This window comes from Paenibacillus lautus NBRC 15380, from assembly GCF_004000945.1.
In the GTDB taxonomy this organism is placed as follows: Bacteria; Bacillota; Bacilli; order Paenibacillales; family Paenibacillaceae; genus Paenibacillus_AQ; species Paenibacillus_AQ lautus.
Map to the genome: position 1 here is coordinate 33,599 of NZ_BIMF01000009.1, position 20,792 is coordinate 54,390.

Sequence of the window (20,792 nt, forward strand, 5' to 3'; positions counted from 1 at the left end):
TTTGTCCTAAACGATCTACTCCTGTTCTGGAACCACAGGATCTTCCAATGGATAATATCCTTCCGGGTAATAGGCATCCCAAATATTCATGAGCGGATCCTCATCGGATAGTTCGACTTGTATTGCGCCTGCCTCATAATACCCATCCTGCTGCGGATTCTGTATATGTAGGGGGATATACGACCGGTCTTCGAAATAGAGTGCTATACTCAGCGTATATTTTCCCGGTAACATATCCTTCAAGGGAACCATCTCGTTATGGACAAGGTCCCCGGTTAACCAGGAATGCGTGGCTGCGTGCAGGGGATATTCATAGGAAACCTCCCTCTGCTTTAATTGCACCCATATCTGAAATTCCCGATAAATTCTCGAACTGCCCCCGTTGACAAACCAGAATCGCAGCGGCAAACTCCCACGGCTATATACCGTTTCCGGATAAGTCAATCTACGTAAAGCCAGATGATATCCAAGCCCTATATTCAGATTGGAGAGGCCGGCGTGCCAGCGATATGCCTCGCGTCTGGTATGAGGACCGCAAATGTCATCAGTCACATGAAGGACCACCTGGTAGCGCTTCCATACCTTCTGCAGCTTATGTATGGCAAAAGCCTCACAACATTCGATCCAATTCTCCTCACTGCACTTCACCAGCAGGCCAAATCCGCGACTGCGTTCTCTTAGATGCTGAATCAGTCTGTCATTCTGCAGTTCGGCTAGCAGCGTCTGCACCTCAAACGACTCCATATAAGCGTTCCATTCTTCCTTACTGTCAGCTAAGGTTGATATCAGAACGGCTGTTAAGCGTTTGTCGGAGTCAATATAGCTCCCGACTTTTCGGATCAAAGCCGCAAAACAATCAGGTGCGTAATCCGGAGCCCAGATCGGCAATTCCGGTACCAGGACAAGAATGGGATTTTGGGCCGTATGCAGTGCTTCATGGATCGCTTCAAGCCTGTATTCTCCTCGAACCGGCTCAAGCGCTCTCCAGGAAAAGGAGACGTATTCGAATTGCCCCTGGCTTGTATCAAACTCCCTGTTCAATAGGGGGTGCGGTCGGATTTTTACGGTTTTATACTTCTCGTAGTTTTCGAGCGAGTATTTCCCCATCCTCTTCCCTCCTTTGCAAATGGCTGTCAACGGTTCTGTGAAATTGCTCGATATCTGCATCGGTTATATACGGCCGGCTGCCAATCCTTTCAATATCTTCCCTTAATACAATCATGCTTAATGTGTTAAAACGAGCTCCCGTTTCCATATACGCCGCTGCTGCTTTTTGCAGTGAGGTTGTATATTCGCCGGGGCTTCGGACCGGATCTGCCTCCCTGTCCCCAAAGGCTTCATAACGCAGCATGCCGTCCCCTTCCATAGTCGGATAGTTATAGAATTGTCGTTGAACGAGGACGATATTGCTTTTTTCATGGTCCAGGATAAGCGACAGCCTTGTATCATAAAGCCAGCTAGAGCTCCAGAAGCCTTTGATGGATAACTCCGGAAAGTACCGGTCATAGAATGCAGCAGCCATCTCCATGGAACTCTTCAGCCTGTCCGGCGTGTACCCGGGGCCGGAGGGGATGTGAAGCGCTAACAGCGTATCCCCTTTTTGAAGTACGGGCTCCCATTCCTTCTTTAGGATCGGCGTTGTTTCTCTTTCAACGAACCCCATGGGATTTATCCGATTAGCAATAACGAACTCGGCATTCTCGTGCCATTCCGAGGTGAAGTTTCCTTGAAGATCATATACATCATTGATTCCGTTCCGCTGTCCATCGCTGCGAAATTCTTCTCCTGCGTGCCGAAGGGCAATGACTTCCTGCGTGTTCACGTGACGGAACATGGTGAAGGGATCCTCAAATCGGTAGGGGATAAAATAAAACCGGTCTAACAGAAAGATGGAGCAGGTATAAAAATTCATCACCCATGGAAAATCATGAACCTTGGCATCGCCGCGGAGCACCAATTTTTCCAATTGAAGCTTCAGGGGCTGTTGAGGGATCTGCTCGTAGTAGGCTTTAGGTACGGAACGCGCCTCCAGCTTGTTCATGGAAGGAACAACGCAGGCCAGCAGCAAAAGAAAGGAGTATAACTCTCCGTATTGCTTCATGCATCCTGGTGTCATATTCGTATAATGAGTCTCATCACAGCGGTTGCGCAAAGAGCACATATCCTCCACTAGAAATTGGGTAAAGTGAAATAATACGGCGTCCTTTTCTATCGCCTCAACCCCATGAACGAGCCATTGGCGGATAGGTTCAGGAATTTGATACTGCTCAAAGATTCCAGACAAGAAATCCCTCGGAATGAGATGGGGCTTGCCATCCGGTTGATAACGATCGTATTTCGCTTCCAATCCTTCCGGCAGGTAATCAAAATCACAAATGGTTGTACACTCTTTAAAATTCATCCGACTCTCCATCTGCCTTCCTCCCTTGTTCAACAAATAGCTTGCCCATCGGGTAATAGCCGTCCTTGTTCCCCTCGATCGCCAGTTGGATATTCCCGATTTCCTTCACACCGGTTTCGATGCCAATCTCCAAACGATATTCACCTTCGGACATATTACCGGATAAACTGAAACTTTCTTCCCAAACAATATCTTCGTCCGGCAGCCACTCCCTGATATCCTCCCTGCTGCGCAGCGTATAGGTTTGATCCTGGCCAGTAAGCCTCACGACCAGTGGGTAGTGATTATAGATCGGGGCTACTCCTACATTAGCCCACAATGCACTGATTTTTAGCTGACCACCCGCATTCACCCTCGAATCGTACGTGAATTTCCTCAATTCAAAGCGGTATCCCATCTTGTTCAGCCAAGCCTTGACCTTCTCTTTCCACGGTTCGGGGACTACCGTTCCTTTGTTGTTAAAGGAAGAGATGTGCCACTTCAGCGTTTCTTGAATGATATAATCCATATCCCAGCCCTGAAGATACCAATCATTCATGTGCCAGCATGCTTCAAATAGAATCGGAGCCTTCTCCCAGGCATCTCCCATCTTGAAATTCTGAATATTTTGGGGATAGAAATCCGTCATATGAGACCACTGATTTCCATGAAAGCCGCCCATATCACCCAAGCAATCGACGCGAAAGCCCACTTTGGCTTTGCGCTCTTTTATAATGCTGATCGATAGGGGATCATGCAGCAGAGCTTGGAGAGGCGTTATTTTAAACCCGTCCAAGTAGGCATCTATAATGCGTTTAATGGCCTCCGGCTTTAAAAACTCCGTTCCGCCGCCTTCTCCCCAGGCCCCTACAATCGTCAAATCAATTGAGCTTATGACCGGGTGTCCGTCAAACCGTGCGGCAAACGCCTGGATAAAGTTAGACCAATACAACACATATGGTGTGGTCTCTGGGTCTACTCTCCAGAACGGAAAGTCGGGCTCCTCCGGATATTCCGCACGATACCAAGCCGGTATATCATCTTCTTCGCTTAACGCGTATGGGGAACAGCGAACCACGGCCGTACAGCCCATCGACTTTGCGTAGTCCAGCTTTTCCTCAAGGACTTCCCACCTGTATTCCCCTTGGCGAACTTCCATGTCCCGCCAGCGCACGCTGCAGAAATACACTTTGCTGTCGGGATGATTGTACGTTCTGCTGTCTGCCGTGAACTTATATTTCTTGTGCTCTTCCCCGCGATTGTCGCAGATTTGATCCAGGTCCCCCATTAACCCCGGTGCTGCTGTAAAACCAATGCCAGGGTTGTTTAGGATGTCTTCTAACATCATGGGGTAAACCGTTACTGCTTTGTTCATGTTCTAATCAGCCCCCCGCTCCGCCTGCTTACCATACGCCGTTGTTTCGTTACGTTAATGTTGCGTAACAAAACAACGTAATCATTTGCAACGTTTCGTGATTTCATGTTATATCATCCCTGTATATCCTTGCAATAACAATTTTTAATTTTTTAAAATTTCAGGTAACATAGCACGACAGAAACATGTTATGATTGATTTTAATCATGAATACATATAAACTTAAGAACGTAACAAACTTACGTAACACATTACGCAACTTAACGATCAACGAGTCCATCATTGTTTACCGTGTAACATTCCTATAAACTCTAAATGGTGACTATTCGTAACTTAAAAGGAGAATGTGTTTATTTATGAGTACCATTCGGGATGTTGCTAAATTAGCAAATGTATCTACTGCCACCGTATCCAGAGTGTTAAACAATGATACAAAATATAAAATCACGGACGAAACCCGGGAACGAGTTTGGCAGGCAGTTACGCAGTTGAACTATAAAATCACTTCAAGTCCCAAGCGAAAAGTTTCAACCAAGGATCATTCCGAAAGCAAGTCGCATATCAAAATCGGTTGTGTACTAAGCGTTACAAAAGATAAATACAACGACCCTTATTTCATGTCGATCTTATCCGGTGTGGAAGAGCGATTGCTGAGTGCGGGATATAATATTTCCTTTATTCGGACTGGAATCGAACTGAATGACAGCAAGATCCTTTTTAATACCTTCAGCGAACCGATTACCGGTCTGATTCTTATGGAATCGTTGAACAGCGAAACCTATGAGTATATACGCAAGCAGGTCCCTTATATCGTGGGGATTGATACCGAGCGCGGGGATATCGATAATGTGGGCTATGATCATTACAATGTTGCTTCGATGGCCGTCAACCATCTCATTGACAAAGGCCACACCCAGATTGGTTATATCGGGGGAAGCGGATTAACGAATAACCTGAAAGACAGCCGTCGTTACCGAGGCTACTACGCCACCATGCATGCTGCCGGAATGTCGGTGAATCCCGATTGGGTTATTGATTGCATGTGGGATGAAGCGGTCTGCATTGAACAAATAAATCATTTATGCAAAACCAAAAATGGCCCGACCGCCTTCTTTGCAGGCAGCGATCTAATGGCCATGGCCGCCCTCAACGGCTTGTATAACAACGGCATTTCCGTTCCTAATGAAGTGGCTGTCATAGGTTTATCCAATATCGAGGTATCCAAGTATTCCAATCCTCCTCTGTCAACGATCGATGTACCGACAAAAGAAATTGGCATGGTTGCCGTCGACAACCTGATCGACAGAATGAACGGAAATCAACTACTCCCCAAGAAGGTGATTTTGCCTACCCGCTTGGTCGTACGCAGTTCCACTTAAAGGGAGACTAGGAAGTCGAAATGAATACATTCATCAACGCATTGCACATGAAGCACCGGATACGGTGCTCTTTTTTTCATGGGGTGTGAGAAGTTAGGAAGCTGCATTGGAAAGGAGGTGAGAGCTTCGGATTCGGTAGAATGAATCCAGCGTTAACAAGACGTTTGGACTTGCAGCTTTATGACATCAATCATTCTGTGAGGAGGTTTGACATGAAAGCATGGGGTATTCACATGAAAATGACGCTCGCTATTTTTACGATGACGGCCATTCTCCTTACCTTGTCCCCTTTTTCCCTCTTTATTTCGACTGCAGAAGCCGTTTCGATCGTTGTGGATGGTGATCCGAGTGACTGGGAAGGGCTTCCGGTCATTTCAACGAATTCGGGAACCGCTAGCGTCTTAAAGGCTTCCCATGATGACAGGAATCTTTATCTGCTTGTGGAAGGCTCAGGCCTTAGCACTACAATGGGGAGCTTCTGGCTGAATACGGACAAGAATGCTTCGACTGGATATCAAGCCTTCGGATGGGGGGCGACCGGCATTGAATGGCTACTCGAAAATCAATCGCTATACCGTTACGCAGGAAATGGCAGCAGCTGGAATTGGGATTGGTCTTCCACCCTCCCTTCTTCTCAGTACGTACGTACCTCATCTACGATTGAAGCTGCACTCCCTCTCGCCACGCTTGGACTTGCTGCAGGCAGCAGCGTGAACATCGGTTATCTGGACAACCATTCGAATGTCAATCGCCTGCCGGCACAGAACCAGCCGCTTCCCGTTTATACGCTTAATGAAGGAAATCCCGAAGAAGAAATGATCGAATTTCACCCAAGCGAGCTGAATGATCCGCTCAATAACCCGTTTAAGGGTTGGGCTCCTTCAGCGAAATCGACCCATTATCCTCAGGACCACCGTCTCGTGTATGCCGGTATCACCTGGAAGGAGCTAGAGCCAACGAAAGGCAACTATGATTTCAGTGCGATTGAAGCGTCCAACCATTTCGACTATTGGCAGAGCCGCGGCGTCAAGGTGGTGCTGCGCTTTATTCTTGACAGTCCTTCGGGCGTGCCTCACCGGGATATTCCTGACTGGCTGTACAATGACATGGTGAGTTTGGGACAATCTCCAGGTAAGGCCTACCAAGATGAAACCGGTGGTATGGGAGCCGGCAACAACACGGGGTTCTCCCCTAATTACAGCTCTGATTATCTGATCGCCCGGCACAAACTTGCGATCGAAGCGATTGCGGAGCATTACGACACGGCTGACAGCCCGATCGCTTTTGTGCAAATCGGTTCGCTCGGCCATTGGGCGGAATTCCACACCTGGCCTTACATCGGACCTAACGGGGAAAGCAACTATACGGGCGCGTTTCCTCCGAACCCCATTTCCAACCAATACATTCAGCACTATATCGATGCGTTTGCCGATCAGGAGGATCATACGCAGCTATTGATCAGACGAAGCGTGGAATTGGCCAAAAATAATAACAAGGGTCTGATTCTGGGCATGTATAATGACGTGTTCGGAGATCAGCCGAGCTTTGATTCCGAATGGGGATGGTATACCGGCACGCAGAACGGTTATTGGGATGATATCGGCCAGCAGCAGCCGAACCATGCCAACTTCTGGGACACTCGCGTCTCTGGCGGCGAATTTTACGGGGGCGCCTATGGTCTGAATGCTGCGCTCACGACAGGGAGCGGCTTTAATGAGACGCTGCGGCAAACCGAGCTTAGCAAACCGAGCTGGCTTGGACCGAATTCTCCAGCTTCCTTGGCGCTGGGCAATCCTTTGCAAGGCAATATGGATACGCTGAAGAAACGAATGGGCTATCACTTCGTTGTGAACAAGGCTGCATATCCGCAAGTGAATACCGGAGACACGCTCGATGTATCCATCGTCGTGGAAAATAAGGGGGTTCAACACTTCCCGTTCAACTGGCCTGTTGAAGTTCAGCTGCGCAGCGGGGGCCATATCGTAGCACGTCAACCCACATCTGCGGACTTAAGAACCTGGAGGACGGGTTTGCATACAGCCACAGGCTCGATCTCCACCAACGCGCTGCCACACGGAACCTATGAGTTGGCCATAGCGATTCTTAATCCGTCCACAAACCAACCCGGGGTTGATTTTGCTAATACGGAACGCCTTTCGGACGGAGCTTATAAGATCGGCACATGGACAAAATAAGGAAAGCTGCAGGCTGATTCGAAACGATGAACAACAGCTATCGGGAATAACCCGATAGCTGTTGTTCACCTAAGATTCCAATAAAACCGTCCCTTTACTGAGTTCTGCACAGATTAGGTAACCGTGAACCTGTCATGTTACCAGCTGGACTTCTTCACGCCCGGAATTTGTCCTTTATGGGCCAGTTCACGAAACACGATTCGGGAAACGCCGAATTTACTGATATAACCTCTTGGTCTGCCGCTGACTGCACATCGATTGTGCAGCCTTGTTGCGGAAGAGTCGCGTGGCAGTTTCTGCAAGGCCTCATAATCGCCCTTTTCTTTCAATTCCCTGCGCTTCTGCGCATATTTAGCAACTATCTCCTGTCTTTTTAGTTCCTTCACTACTTTGGATTTTTTCGCCATTCGTCATCATACCTCCCTTTATTTAAGTTATGAAGTTGCTGCAGCAGGCTTATATTCATCGCAAGATTCTTGGATATGTCTCCTTTGCAGCGGTTGCCGCTCTATAATCGCTTTTCGTTTGGCTTTCAAGATAATTTGCTCAATGTCGGCAAAGCTGCAGCCTTCAAGCTGCTCGCCAACTTCAGTTACAGCTGCCTCATCACATTGAAATTCTCCAATCAGGATTTGGATATATTGCTGCCTCTTCCCATTGTCCGGTAACGAATACGTCATCTTTGTGTCGAATCTGCGCCATATCGCCTGATCCCGATCCTTCTCCAAATTGGTGGCCGCCATCATAATGCTCTTATCCCCAAAGTCATCGAGACATTGCAGTAATGTATTGACGGCACGCGCCATCTCCTTGACTTCATCGTTGTTGTCCCTCGTCCTTGCGAGGGCATCGAACTCATCAAGAAACAGCACGCAGGGGAACATCCCTGCATAATCGAATATTTTGCGGATATTGCTGCCCGTTTCACCCAGGTGGCTATGGATGATCGCGTCCAGGCGAACCAGGACAAGCGGAAGCTCCAAAATGTTAGCCATATAGAAAGCCGTTAAGGTTTTTCCGGTTCCAGGGGGGCCGTACATAACGACTTTGTTAGGAATGGGAACGTGAAACTTCTCAAATTCCTCCCTCATTCCCAAAATCGAAATAAACTCATCCACGATTTTTTGATTAAACTCGGACAAGATCAGATGCCTTGCCCTTTTGGCGCAATCACTAGGCGAATAATAGGTTGCCATATCAATTCCCTTGGCCCGGGGAAGACGCGGGCCTGCACTGCTTTTGCTCATTGTCGGCTGCTGCTCCTTCACTGCATGAATCATGGTATTTAAACGGGGTTAGGTGACCCAGATGACCTCTTGCGTATCCATTTCCACTTGTTCCAGCACATCTTCAAAGTCCTTGCTGGGTGGAATGGAAGATATGGGAGCCCACTCATTGCCGCTGTGTCTGGCGTACACGCGCCATCCATTTTCCTTGAGGCAAAAATGAACCAATTCGGTGGAGTCCCATTTTCGTTGAAGCCAGTCAGGTCTTTCTTCCGATAAAATAACGGTCCTCTCATTGAATCGGTAGGTTAAGCGTACCTCCGCTCTTAAATCACTAGGAACCTTTAGACCGATATAAGCTTCAAGAATGGCGCTTATTCTCTGCTTCGTAAAGCTATCCATTGCTGCCTCCGATCCATATTCGTGACTGGATTACTTTTTATAATGTAATCGCTGCTTAAACCTATCGACACGCCCGCCGATCTCCGCATTCTTCTGTTAATTTATAGCCTACGCTCGCATCCAGAATATGACTTTCTGAAAGGTTGGATGTATTCCTTTTTGCATCGAAATCCTCTTTTCCTTCCGAGTCGCTTGACTCTTTCTTCCCTTAATCGTAAACATTACGAATAAGTATATGAATGAATATAAGATAAATGATCTCCTCTGTCAACCTAATGGCTTGATTCCTGCCTGGAAACGCTTCTTCACTGCATACCAAGCCTTCAACTGGTAAGATTCCCCTTGTTTTCCCTATGCTTCATTCCGGCCCATGCTATAATGGATTCACCATTTCAAGCATACGGAACAGGGGCGACTTATGAATGAATTCTGCTAAAACAGTACTGATCATTGAAGATGAACAGGATATCTCGCGCATTGTGAATGACTATTTGCGTGTTCAGGGATTCAGCACGTTCATCACGGAGAATGCCGGCGACGGATTGCAGGCAGTCCGCCACCGGCAGCCGGATTTTATCATTCTCGATCTGACATTGCCTGATGCCGACGGAATTGAAGTGTGCCGCAAGCTCCGCACATTGACGGCTGCGCCCATCCTTATTTTAAGCGCCCGCAGCAGCGACACGGACAAAGTCCTTGCCCTTGGTTTTGGTGCCGATGATTACATGACCAAGCCTTTCTCACTCAGTGAACTGGTCGCCCGGGTTCAGGCACATTTGCGCAGAATCGTGGATCCGAAGCTCCCGGTATCCCCACAGCAGCGATTGCAATTCGGCGCCCTTTCGATTGATAAAAATGCCCGTAAGGTCATGGCCGGACAGCTGGAAATTTCTTTATCCGCCAAAGAATTTGATTTGCTGTACTTTTTGGCTTCCAACCCTAATCAGGTGTTTACCAAATCGCAGCTGCTGGATCATGTATGGGGGTATTCGGCTTATGTCGAGGATAATACGATCACGGTCTACATTCGGCGCCTCCGTGAGAAATTGGAACGAACCGAAATCAAATCCTCCTACATCAAAACGGTGTGGGGCGTCGGTTATAAATTCACTCCCGATGGAGATGAGTAGCACCTATGGACTGGAAAACTTGGTATTCAAAACGACGCTGGGCTGCTGGTCTATCCATCATCGCGATCCTACTCTCTGTCGTCTGGCTCACTCTTATTAGCTCCTCAAACCAGCCGGCTCTGTCAACAATCATGAAGCAAATTCGCGTGCTGACGAATCCGATCGTCCATACCCTGGAAAATGAGCATGCGGAATTGCTGCTGTCCGATGCCTCGAACCGGCGGCAATTAACCGACTGGATTCAAGAGTCGCGGGTCGGTCTCAAGGTTGTGCTTCCTGATGGAACGGTTACATATGATAGCGAAAATTCATCGAAACAACGAATCCATCCACGCTTCGAACTGGACTATACGCTTCGTATTTCCGATAGCGAACCGCCCCGCTATCATCTCGCCTTTCCTCTGCGCGATGCCGGCACGCAAGACTTGGTGGGTTACGCTCAATTTGCAGTCCCGGCTTCTGCCTTGGTCGAAGTGATGCCATCTTCCGACTCGTTTCGCTTTGTGCCATGGATCATGCTCTCTCTGGCCCTTTTGACGCTGCTTTATTTATTCTTCTCCATCGGACGCCGTGTGCAGTATGACCTGGTGCAGCCTGTTGCCGGGCTTAAGCCCTATACGGAAGCCATATTGAAGGGCGATTACGAGCAGCGTGCCGAATGGACAAGCGGCAACGAGGTTGGGGAGCTTTATGCCGTATTCGATCTCATGCGTGAAGAGATCCGTCATTTACATATGCAGCAAGCTGCGCACAACCAATCGCATAAAGAACTCATATCCAATCTGTCTCATGACTTAAAAACTCCACTGGCGACAATCAAAGCATATATTGAAGCGATTCGGGAAGGGATTTGTCCCGATCTGCCAAGTGCGATGACTTATCTTGAAGTCGTGCACGCAAATACGAGCAAGATGGCCGTGCTCGTTGACGATTTGCTGCTGCACGCGCTGCGTGATCTGGAACAGATTGCTGTACATCCGATCGATCAATACAGCGCTCCAACGCTGGAGCCTATCTTTAGGGCATTGAGCCATTACATACGAACGATGGGCGTGCGCTGCGAAGAGCCTACTGCAATTCCTAACTTACTTGTCCGTTTCGATGCTGTACGGATCGAGCAGGTCATTGCCAATCTGGTCACAAACGCACTGAAGCATACGGAACCCGGGGATACGATTCGTCTCGCTGTTGAAGAACAAACGGAAACATCCTGCTTACACATCATCGTCTCCGATACAGGCAGCGGGATATCCCCGCAGGATATGCCTTTTATTTTTGAACGGTACTACCAGGGTAACGTTTCACAACGAACTGCCGGCCAATTGACCGAGCGCCAAGGGGTCGGACTTGGTTTGTCGATTTGCAAATATATCATGGAGGCGCATGGCGGCGCGATCTCTTTTCACAGCCAACAGCAGCAGGGAACGACCTTCTGCTTAACTCTGCCTCTCAGCTGACTCCTGTCATACTTTATTTATAATTTGATAACAAATGTGCAAGATTCGTCCTCTATACTTTGATGGCAGTGGGAGATAAAGAGAGGAGATCATATTATGCTTTCAAGCAAAACCGTTATGCTCCAAGCTGGTCATTTATGCAAAACCTACACCACCGGCAAGGAACAATTTCATGCCATCCGCAATGTCGATCTGTCCATATATGAAGGAGACTTTACCGTCATCATGGGCGATTCCGGGTCGGGTAAGTCCACCTTGCTGTACTTGCTCAGCGGACTTGATGAAGTAACCACCGGAGAAGTCATTTTGCAGGGACAGCGCCTGGACCAATTTTCAGCCAAGGAGCTTGCACGTTTTCGGGCAAATCGGATCGGCTTTATCTATCAAAACAGCAACCTTGTACCGGATCTGTCGCTGTTCGATAACATTGCCCTCCCTGGATATATCGCTAATCAGGACAAGGAACAAGTACGGCAAAGGGCCCATGAGTTGATGGTTAATCTGTCCCTTGATAAACAGAGCAGCCGGCTGCCTTCCCAAGTATCCGGAGGTCAGCAGCAGCGGGCGGCCATCGCAAGGGCGCTCATCAATAACCCGGACATCATCTTCGCCGATGAACCTACCGGCAGCCTGAACTATGAACAAGGCGTTACGGTGCTTGATATATTGAGCCGGATGCATGCGGATGGTCAATCGATTGTCATGGTCACCCACGACATGAAGGCAGCCTGCCGCGGCAATCGCCTCATCTACATTCGCGACGGCAAGATCGGCGGCACGCTGGATATGGGGCCCTATACGCCGGAACAAGCGTCCGAACGGGAAGCGATGATCTTTGCTTATGTCACCGGGAGGAGGTAGTCAGAGATGCGATCTATATTGGTACTGTGCTGGGGCAACCTGCGCAAAAGAAAAATGCAAAACACGCTGATTGCATTGCTTATTGCCTTATCCGCTCTATTAGTCAGCACCGCATTCACGGTCTTGATGAATACGGAAAATGTATTCAACGATCGCCATACGGCTGCTCAGGGTGCCCATGAAGTCATAAACATGACCCGCGGGCTGCATGACGAACAGATGGTAGCCGACTGGTGGTCCAGCCAAGAAGGCGTAACCGCCTCCAGCTTAATCCCTTACAAGCCGTGGACGGGACTTGTCTTTAACGGGGAAGAGTTGCCCAATCTTTATCTGTATATGATCAATACCCCTCCGATGCCGCATGGGGTCAACAATCCTCTCCCCGGTTCAGGCCCTGAGCATCTGACCGTTCCGGAAGCCGGCGAGATCTGGATCCCCACCTCGCTTGCCTACAAATACGACATGCACATCGGCGATGAATTGATGTTCACCTCAGGGGCGGTACCCGTACCATTCACGATCGGCGCCATTGTCATCGACATATCCCATGGCGGTCCTTTCTCGACCACGGCCCGCATATGGATGAACGAAGCCGACTATCGGTCAACCATGGGCAGCTTGGATACGCCGGAACACTACATGTTGTCGCTTCGCTATGCACATCCCGAACAAAGCGGGCAATACTGGCAGCGCTTTGAGCAGGCGCTCGGATCGCCGTTTTTGGAGGAACGCGTTTCGTTTGCCGAACTGTCGGCCTTTTACTTTATCATGAACAAGGTGATCGGCTTTGTAATGAGTTTCCTCGGGCTGGTCATGATCCTTGTCGCCTTGCTTACGATCGGCTTTACGATCACGGACACGATCCTTGCCAATTACCGCACGATCGGCATTCTCAAATCAATTGGCATGACCTCCGAACGAATCATCGGCACTTATATGCTGCAGTACGGGTTCATGGCGGTTATCGCCTTGGTACCCGCTCTGATTGCAAGCCGCCTCCTTTCAGATGTCATCATCCAGAATTCCCTGTCTTTCCTCAAATCCGACACAGCAACTGTTCCCGTTCAAGCGGCAGACGTTGCCATCTGGACTGGCTTCGGCCTGTTGCTCATCATTCTTCTATACGTCCTTCTGTATGCTGCCAAGACACGCCATATCGAGCCCATTCAAGCGATCCGTTACGGGATGTCGGAGTCTTCGCACAGCCGTACCCATCAGCATGGTGGCCGCATAAGACTGCTGGATCGCTGGTCCGTACCCACGGTTATCGGCTGGAAGCATGTGAGCGGCAACAAAAAAAGCGCAGCACTGATCTTTCTGCTAATGAGCATCACGGTGGCTGTTCTCGTCTTTGGCGCCGTGCTGGTAACCAGTGTCTATCGGATTAGTGAAACGTCGGCCCAGTGGGGTTATGACGATGCGGATATCGCCATTATGGTTATCCATGCGGAAGGTATGGATCGGGCAGAATTGCAAACCTATATCCAAAACGACCCTCGGGTTCTCAGTCTGAACTGGTCCGGGTCAGCCACCGGCGTCATCGCGGATGTCGAAGGGGATAGCGATCATCAACAGACGTTTAGCCTCCCTTTGACGGTCGTGGAAGGCAGCATGGACGAGATGGGATTTGCCTCGCTTGCGGGCCGCAATCCTGCACTGCCTAATGAAGTTTCTATCGGAATCAATATTGCGCGTAAATTGCAAAAAGATATCGGCGACGTACTCACGATCTACATTGAAGGAAAACCACATCAATTGCTGATTACCGGCACCTTTCAGTCCATTTCCAATATGTCGAACGTCGCCAGGGTCACCTCGGACCTTGTGGAGCAGCTAAATCCGGACGCCGGGTTTATTCAACTGAAGAGCAAAACCGATAGCGATGCGCTTGTGGAGCAGCTTAACGAACGTTACGGCCCCTCCATCCAAGCGCTGAAGCAGGAAGTGCTGCTTGATTCCGTATTCAAAGAAGCTGCAGCGGTTTTGCTCATTCCGATGAGCATGCTCGCCCTTCTGTTCATGACTGTCACTTGTCTTATTGTTTATACGACTTGCCGTTTGCACATACGGAAGGAAACAAAAACATACGGCATCTACGCCTCGCTCGGCCTGACCGCAACCGACATCCGTCGCGCTCTGACAAGCGGCATCGCCGGACTTGCAGCCCTCGGAGCATTTGTTGGCATCGCTTGCAGCGTCTACGCATTGCCGGCCGTGCTGCGCAGTCTGCTCTCTACCTACGGGATTGTCAAGCTGCCGCTCATCATGGAATGGCCGCTGGCCATTGGCCTGGCTCTAATCGCGTTTGTTATCGCCGTCAGCGGCTGCTGGCTGGCTTCGCGAATCCTCCGCCGCACCTCCCTTCGTGTGCTGGTAATGGATTCATGAGGACAGTCTGTGAGCAAAAGATGACCTCCGAATTTCGGAGGTCATCTTTTTTACTTCTTGCCTTAGTATCTTAATGTTGTTTCTCTTATTTTAATTCACATCGTATTTGTTCTTTCCACTTGATGATATTTGCGATGGCGTTTGTTTCACCGCCCAAGTAAATATCTTCTATGGTCATTGACCAAAATTTGGATTTTCGTTTTCTTTCGTTATTCGGAAGAGGGTTTGTTATTTTACCAACCTTGGTTACTAACTCTCGATTTTTCTTGAGTATATAGGCGGTATCCCAATCATGATCATAACCATCCGTAAATAAATCAACCAGCAATCGGTAACCTTTTGCCCCCTTATTCCCCGGACACCTTGAAATCCAAACAGAAAATCTTCTTGTCACAACAGGATCATTAAGTTATTATGTAAATCGTAATATTTACGAATAAGGGAGAGGTCATCATATGTACATAAGAAATCACTTTCTGAAGCTTGGCATGCTATTGGTATGCATCAGTTTGATCAGCGCTTGCGCCCAGCCCTCGCAACGTGCCGAGGAGAAAAAGCATATTCATTTTCTCTATAATTTCTCAACGAAGTCTTTAGATCCTCATGTTGATTCAAGTTATGTTCCGCTGCGGGCGGGGATAACGGAAACGCTGGTTCGCCTGGATGAAGAGAATCTATCCATCGCGCCTTGGCTGGCGGAAAGCTGGAAAGGTGAAGATGGTCAGCACTGGACGATTAAATTACGGGAGAATATTACGTTCCATAACGGCAATGTAATGGATGCTGAAGCGGTGAAGGCTTCCCTTGAACGGGCATTAAAAGAGAGTGTAGCTATTCAGAATGCACTCAAAATCGAAAAGATTGAAGCGGACGGTTACACACTGCAAATCACAACGAAGCAGCCGTTTCCCGAGTTTGTCTCTGAGCTTGTTAATCCTAATGTATCCATTATTGATGTAACGGAAGAAGACATGATAAACCGTCCTGTAGGAACCGGCCCTTTCGCATTAAAGTCGTTCTCGCCGGGGAGCAAGCTGGAGCTTGAGCGCTATGACGACTATTGGGACGGGGCTTCCAACCTTGATTCCGTGACGTTTGCCTTTAACGAGGATGCCAATGCCCGTTCGCTAGCGCTCCAATCCGGTCAGGTGGATATCGTGTATCGCCCGGAAACAGAAAGCTTAGAATCATTGCAAGCACAGGGTGGAATTAAAGTGGAATCGACTGCGACATTCCGCGTGCATCAAATGACCATGAATATGGAACGTGAAAGTTTACAGGACGTTCATGTACGCCGCGCGGTGGATGCCTTGATTGATCGGCAGAAGATTGTGGATACCATTCTGTTAGGCTACGCTGAACCCGCTATCGGTCCATTTTTACCTTCATTGCCCTTTGCCCCCACTTACGAACAGAGCAAAACGGGTGCAGACATCGCTGTGAAGCACTTGGAGAAAGCGGGATATTCACAGGTGAACGGGAAAATGCAAAAAGACGGTAAACCGCTGACCTTCGCCTTATTGACCTATAGTGCAAGAGCGGACTTGCCTTTAATCGCTCAAGTTTTTCAGTCGGACGCCAAACAAATCGGAATCGACGTTGAGATTCGCCAGATCGATATCCCCGAGGAGTATATGGCTTCTAACCGCGATTGGGATCTCGCTACGTACAGTAATCTAACGGCCCCGCGCGGAGACGCCGGTTATTACTTAAATGCAACGTATCACCCTACGGGCGCCCTCAACTTTTCCGGTGCTCAAAGTCCTGAACTGACGGCCATTATTGACCAACTCAATCAAACCGTTAACCAAGATGAACGTGCTTCACTTTCGGAACAAGCCGCTGATTACGTTCACAACAACATGATTAACTCGTTCGTTCTGCATCCTTCGACCATTGTTGCCTATAACGAACACAAAGTGAAAAACTGGCTGACTACCCGAAGTGAATATTACATGATTACAAACCGGTTGGATGTGAATTAAATGCTCCGAATCCTTACTCGTAAATTCGCGGAAGTCTTATTTTTTTTGTTATTTATTACGTTTATCAGCTTCTTATTCATTCGACTTGCCCCTGGCGATCCGGTCTTAACCATTTTGAACGTGGATGAATTATCCGTAAGTCAGGAGCAGGTAGAGGCCCTAAGAGATGAAATGGGATTCAATAAGCCGCTGCTTGTCCAATATGGACTTTGGCTGGTTAAATTTGTTCAGCTTGATTTCGGCAGCTCTTATATCACGGGTCAACCCGTCATGGACGTCATATTAACGGGGCTGCCGGCTACACTCGAATTAGCGGTCGGTGCGTTGATCGTTATGCTGGTCGTATCCATCCCGCTCGGATCGCTGTCCGCCCTTTATCGGAATAGCTGGATAGATCAATTGAGCAGAATCCTATCCATTCTTGGAGCCGCCGTACCAAGTTTTTGGCTTGGCTTTATTTTTATCGATTTATTCGGTGTGCGCCTGAACTGGCTGCCCATTATGGGAAGAGACGGATGGATTACCCTGGTCTTGCCGTCATTGACGCTTGGTTTGGCGATTTCCAGTGTATATGTTCGTTTACTCCGCTCCAGCTTGCTTGATTCGCTTAGCCAGGAATTTATCCGTGCCGCGAGAGCGCGAGGTCTGTCGGAGAGGAGAATTTTTTTTGTGCATGCCTTCAGGCACAGCCTCCCTCCTGTCATTACCTTTTTCGGCGTCAGTTTAGGAAGCTTGATCGGCGGGGTGTTGGTCATTGAAGTTCTATTTGCGTACCCAGGGGTAGGAAAGCTTGTCGTGGATGCCATACGCCAACGCGACTATCCCCTTATCCAGGGCTACATTTTAATGATGGCCGTTATTGTTTTTATGGTAAACACAGGCGTGGATTTATCTTACCGGTATTTAAACCCTGAAATGAAGCTCAAAGAAAGGGGGATCCATGGATGAAGGGCATGTCTTCACCATTGCCAAAGATAAAAAAGCCGGGCTGGCAAGGGATCCTCGCACTGGTTAGCCTGTTTCTTGTTTTATTGGTTATCGTTTACGCATTTATTTTTTTAAAACATGATCCAACATTAACAAACCTGGATCATCGCCTTCAAGGATCGAGTCTTCAGCATCCGCTCGGAACAGACCAGCTCGGTCGGGATGTTCTTACCAGGCTTTTACTGGGAGGACAACAAACGATGGGTTTCAGCTTACTGGCTTTGTTGGTTTCTCTCGTGATTGGAGTCCCGTTTGGTCTTATTTCAGGATTTAAACGAGGGGTCGTGGACCGTATTTTCATGCGTATTGCCGATGGATTTCTATCTTTCCCCGATACGATTGTCGCGATTGTTCTGAGCGGATTGCTTGGAGCCGGGATCAGCAACCTTGTGCTTGCCATTGTGATAGTAAAATGGGTCAGTTATGCCCGGCTTGTTCGCAGCACAGTATTATCGGAGTCCCAAAAAGATTACGTTCTGATTGCTCGAACCAATGGTTTATCTTCGGGCAAAATCATGCGCAAGCATTTATTTCCTCATATCGTGGGGCATGTTCTTGTACTTGCAAGCCTTGACCTTGGAAAGATTATCCTGCTCATTTCCGCCTTTTCATACATTGGGCTCGGGGCTCAGCCTCCCACTCCGGAATGGGGAGCCATGCTCAACGACTCCCGGCCCTATTTTCAGTCCAAGCCTGAATTAATGATATATCCCGGTTTATCCATTGTATTCGCTGTACTGCTAACGAATATGCTGGGGGATTATTTACGTGACCATTTTGATGTAAGAAAAGAGGTGCGGTCATGATGCTGTCAGTCGAGCAAGTTTCCATAAGCAGCAAAGACAAGAAGATTATCGATAACGTAACACTCTCCATCCGTGAAGGTGAATGGTACGCATTGGTTGGACAAAGCGGCAGTGGAAAGTCCTTGCTTTCCCTGGCAATCGGTCAAATGCTCCCGCCTAATTTGCGGGTCGAAGGGAACATATACTATAAGGAACTCAATCTTTTGTCTTTATCGCCTAAACAAATGAGAACCGTTCGCGGCTCGAAACTAGCCTATATTTTTCAAGATTACCAGGGTTCATTTACACCCTTCAGGACGATTGGCCAGCATTTTGAAGAATACCAGAAAGCACACGGTATCTCTGATTCCAAAACTCGGCGGCTCAGCGCATTTGCTGCACTAGATTCCGTTGGGTTAGACGAATCCCTGTATCATCGGTATCCGTTTCAATTAAGTGGAGGGCAGCTTCAACGGGTCTCCATTGCTATGGCACTTCTGCTATCGCCGGATTTATTAATTGCCGATGAAATCACCACGGCGCTGGACAGTGTCTCTGGCCATAAGATTTTGGAACTCCTTGCAATGAAGCAAAAAGAGACAGGCTTTGCCATTCTATTCATCACCCATGATTGGCGCCATGTCAAACGTTATGCCAATCGTCTGGCTGTCATGAGGGAAGGCAAAATCGTTGAATCGGGTGAGAAAAATTTTGTTCTTGCGCATCCTCAGCATGAGTATACCCAGACATTGATCCATGCGGCCCCAACGCTAAACCACATACTTTCATCGGGCGCTCGGGAGGCGGAGATTGTATGAAGCTGCTATCCGTTAAACAGCTTACGAAATCATATCAAGGACAGAAAACAGCCATCAACAACCTCTCCTTCGAACTGAATCAAGGGGAATGTCTTGGTCTTGTCGGGGAAAGCGGCTGCGGCAAAAGCACGCTCGCTCGCTGCTTGCTGCGAATCGAGACGATAGACGGAGGCGCAATTCATTTCATGAATGAAGCGATCGAACAGCTTAATGAGCGGCAATTGCACCCTTACCGGCAAAAGATGCAAATCGTGTTCCAAAATCCGTCCGCTGCGTTAAATCCCAAGCTCAAGATAAAGGATTCACTGATAGACCCATACGAGCAGTACCGGAAGAAGCTCAGTCTCCGACATTTTTCCTATACCTCTAAGGAGGCCTTCGTCAAGCAGCTCCTTGACGCCGTTGAACTACCGGAGCGTTTAGCGAATCAGTATCCGCACGAATTAAGCGGCGGACAACGCCAGCGTGTAACGATTGCGCGTGCGATAAGCATCGAACCGGAACTCATCGTGTTGGATGAACCTACGGCAAGCCTGGATGTGATCACACAGGGAGCCGTTCTTGCTTTATTGACAGAGCTTCGCTCTTCTTTGAATCTGTCATACTTATTTATTTCACATGATTTAGCTGCTGTAGCTCAAATGAGTCAACGAATCCTGGTTATGAAAGACGGCAACCTTGTGGATTCATTAAATCGCGATCATTTGTTTTCGGATGAACGGCATCCGTATACCCGGGAGCTCATTTCGATCTATTAGATAGAATAACCCAATACGGCTGCTAACAAAAACACATGAGGCACAGAAGGTATCTTCTGTGCCCATTTCGATTCAAATATGAAGAAGATCTACTTTCTTTCGATATATTCCTCTTGGTTTTTTAATTCCATGTAACGAACAATCAGCTTATCCAACGACTGCGAAATTGCGACAACATCTTGATGCACCAATTCGAAACTGCTGGTCATTTGCTCAAGTTCTTTTCGGAGAATTTCAAGTTTTTTCGATACTTGTTTGAGTTCGCTTTCGATAGAAATCACGTTGTTCGCCCACCCCCGTCGTAACAAGTGATTGATGACAGTTGCTGATAACGCGAATCAGCCTAAAGCTAAGCGATTAATAATGGAATCGATCTCCTATTCATTGCCGCGGCTGCATTCGGCAGCTCCTAGCGAAAAATAAAAAAAACCATCCATTATGATAACCACAACAAAATAGACGGAGGCTTCCGTCGTATTCGGTAACTGGCTGGCATCGCGGTCTTAAGTAGCTCCACATTAGCCCCTGTAGCTTTGCGTCGCCACTTTTCAGTGGGTTTGCTATTATCGTACGAAGTGTGAATTTGTCGAATATTCAAACATGTTATGACATATTCAAACTATAACTTACATTGTTTTTCATTTAATATAGGCCGCACGACCCGAA

19 protein-coding genes and 1 riboswitch are annotated in these 20,792 nt (G+C 48.2%); of the genes, 11 read left to right on the forward strand and 8 right to left on the reverse strand.

The window, feature by feature from the left end:
- Positions 1–15: 15 nt before the first annotated feature.
- The 3 genes from PLA01S_RS16815 to PLA01S_RS16825 are packed head-to-tail and all read right to left on the reverse strand — an operon-like array spanning position 16 to position 3,755.
- Entirely contained in the window at positions 16–1,107 is a 1,092-nt protein-coding gene (locus PLA01S_RS16815) for a DUF4832 domain-containing protein (protein ID WP_127593225.1), read from the reverse strand.
- Positions 1,070–2,413 carry an acyltransferase domain-containing protein gene (locus PLA01S_RS16820; RefSeq protein ID WP_127593226.1) on the reverse strand — a complete coding sequence of 448 codons (1,344 nt, stop codon included), beginning with the start codon at positions 2,411–2,413 and terminating at the stop codon, positions 1,070–1,072. The genes PLA01S_RS16815 and PLA01S_RS16820 overlap by 38 nt, the downstream gene beginning before the upstream one ends.
- The gene (locus PLA01S_RS16825; protein ID WP_127593227.1) at positions 2,391–3,755 is read right to left on the reverse strand and encodes a DUF4832 domain-containing protein; all 1,365 of its coding nucleotides are present in this window, start codon (positions 3,753–3,755) and stop codon (positions 2,391–2,393) included. Before PLA01S_RS16825 ends, PLA01S_RS16820 begins: the two co-directional genes overlap by 23 nt.
- A gap of 356 nt (positions 3,756–4,111) precedes the next feature.
- Between PLA01S_RS16825 and PLA01S_RS16830 the strand changes: the two genes are divergently transcribed.
- Both PLA01S_RS16830 and PLA01S_RS16835 read left to right on the forward strand, forming a co-directional pair.
- A complete protein-coding gene (locus PLA01S_RS16830; RefSeq protein WP_127593228.1) occupies positions 4,112–5,134 on the forward strand; it encodes a LacI family DNA-binding transcriptional regulator in 1,023 nt (340 codons plus the stop codon).
- Between the two features lie 212 nt (positions 5,135–5,346).
- A complete protein-coding gene (locus PLA01S_RS16835) occupies positions 5,347–7,329 on the forward strand; it encodes a DUF4832 domain-containing protein (protein WP_127593229.1) in 1,983 nt (660 codons plus the stop codon).
- A gap of 137 nt (positions 7,330–7,466) precedes the next feature.
- Here the strand turns inward: PLA01S_RS16835 and rpsN are convergent, their stop codons facing one another.
- From rpsN to PLA01S_RS16850, 3 genes are read right to left on the reverse strand one after another with little or no spacing between them, the layout of a single operon-like run.
- On the reverse strand, positions 7,467–7,736 hold the full coding sequence (gene rpsN, locus PLA01S_RS16840) for a 30S ribosomal protein S14 (RefSeq protein WP_127593230.1): 270 nt from the start codon (positions 7,734–7,736) through the stop codon (positions 7,467–7,469).
- A gap of 27 nt (positions 7,737–7,763) precedes the next feature.
- Positions 7,764–8,576 (reverse strand): AAA family ATPase, encoded by an 813-nt coding sequence (locus PLA01S_RS16845; protein WP_127593231.1) that lies wholly within the window; start codon positions 8,574–8,576, stop codon positions 7,764–7,766.
- Between the two features lie 48 nt (positions 8,577–8,624).
- A complete protein-coding gene (locus PLA01S_RS16850) occupies positions 8,625–8,957 on the reverse strand; it encodes a DUF3024 domain-containing protein (protein WP_127593232.1) in 333 nt (110 codons plus the stop codon).
- Positions 8,958–9,379: 422 nt separating this feature from the next.
- Here PLA01S_RS16850 and PLA01S_RS16855 point away from each other — a divergent pair, with 422 nt between their 5' ends.
- From PLA01S_RS16855 to PLA01S_RS16870, 4 genes are all read left to right on the forward strand, one after another.
- Positions 9,380–10,087: a response regulator transcription factor gene (locus PLA01S_RS16855; RefSeq protein ID WP_127593233.1), complete on the forward strand. Its 708-nt coding sequence runs from the start codon at positions 9,380–9,382 to the stop codon at positions 10,085–10,087.
- A 5-nt stretch (positions 10,088–10,092) separates the two neighbouring features.
- Entirely contained in the window at positions 10,093–11,544 is a 1,452-nt protein-coding gene (locus PLA01S_RS16860; RefSeq protein ID WP_127593234.1) for a HAMP domain-containing sensor histidine kinase, read from the forward strand.
- A 96-nt stretch (positions 11,545–11,640) separates the two neighbouring features.
- Complete coding sequence (locus tag PLA01S_RS16865; RefSeq protein ID WP_127593235.1) at positions 11,641–12,405, forward strand: ABC transporter ATP-binding protein; 765 nt, start codon at positions 11,641–11,643, stop codon at positions 12,403–12,405.
- A 6-nt stretch (positions 12,406–12,411) separates the two neighbouring features.
- The gene (locus PLA01S_RS16870) at positions 12,412–14,793 is read left to right on the forward strand and encodes an ABC transporter permease (RefSeq protein WP_127593236.1); all 2,382 of its coding nucleotides are present in this window, start codon (positions 12,412–12,414) and stop codon (positions 14,791–14,793) included.
- A gap of 85 nt (positions 14,794–14,878) precedes the next feature.
- Here the strand turns inward: PLA01S_RS16870 and PLA01S_RS16875 are convergent, their stop codons facing one another.
- Complete coding sequence (locus tag PLA01S_RS16875) at positions 14,879–15,187, reverse strand: DUF5946 family protein (RefSeq protein ID WP_174819226.1); 309 nt, start codon at positions 15,185–15,187, stop codon at positions 14,879–14,881.
- A 61-nt stretch (positions 15,188–15,248) separates the two neighbouring features.
- On the opposite strand from PLA01S_RS16875, the gene nikA reads away from it, so the two are divergent.
- The 5 genes from nikA to PLA01S_RS16900 are packed head-to-tail and all read left to right on the forward strand — an operon-like array spanning position 15,249 to position 20,126.
- A complete protein-coding gene (gene nikA, locus PLA01S_RS16880; RefSeq protein ID WP_127593237.1) occupies positions 15,249–16,778 on the forward strand; it encodes a nickel ABC transporter substrate-binding protein in 1,530 nt (509 codons plus the stop codon).
- Positions 16,779–17,726 (forward strand): nickel ABC transporter permease, encoded by a 948-nt coding sequence (gene nikB, locus PLA01S_RS16885; RefSeq protein ID WP_127593238.1) that lies wholly within the window; start codon positions 16,779–16,781, stop codon positions 17,724–17,726.
- Positions 17,723–18,571, forward strand: a complete 849-nt coding sequence (nikC, locus tag PLA01S_RS16890; RefSeq protein ID WP_127593239.1) for a nickel transporter permease — start codon at positions 17,723–17,725, stop codon at positions 18,569–18,571. The genes nikB and nikC overlap by 4 nt, the downstream gene beginning before the upstream one ends.
- Complete coding sequence (locus PLA01S_RS16895; RefSeq protein ID WP_127593240.1) at positions 18,568–19,368, forward strand: ABC transporter ATP-binding protein; 801 nt, start codon at positions 18,568–18,570, stop codon at positions 19,366–19,368. Before nikC ends, PLA01S_RS16895 begins: the two co-directional genes overlap by 4 nt.
- Entirely contained in the window at positions 19,365–20,126 is a 762-nt protein-coding gene (locus PLA01S_RS16900) for an ABC transporter ATP-binding protein (protein WP_127593241.1), read from the forward strand. The genes PLA01S_RS16895 and PLA01S_RS16900 overlap by 4 nt, the downstream gene beginning before the upstream one ends.
- Positions 20,127–20,215: 89 nt before the next feature.
- On the opposite strand, the gene PLA01S_RS16905 is transcribed toward PLA01S_RS16900, so the two are convergent.
- Positions 20,216–20,407: an aspartyl-phosphate phosphatase Spo0E family protein gene (locus PLA01S_RS16905; RefSeq protein ID WP_127593242.1), complete on the reverse strand. Its 192-nt coding sequence runs from the start codon at positions 20,405–20,407 to the stop codon at positions 20,216–20,218.
- A gap of 196 nt (positions 20,408–20,603) precedes the next feature.
- Positions 20,604–20,698, reverse strand: a riboswitch (cyclic di-GMP riboswitch).
- Positions 20,699–20,792 lie beyond the last annotated feature (94 nt).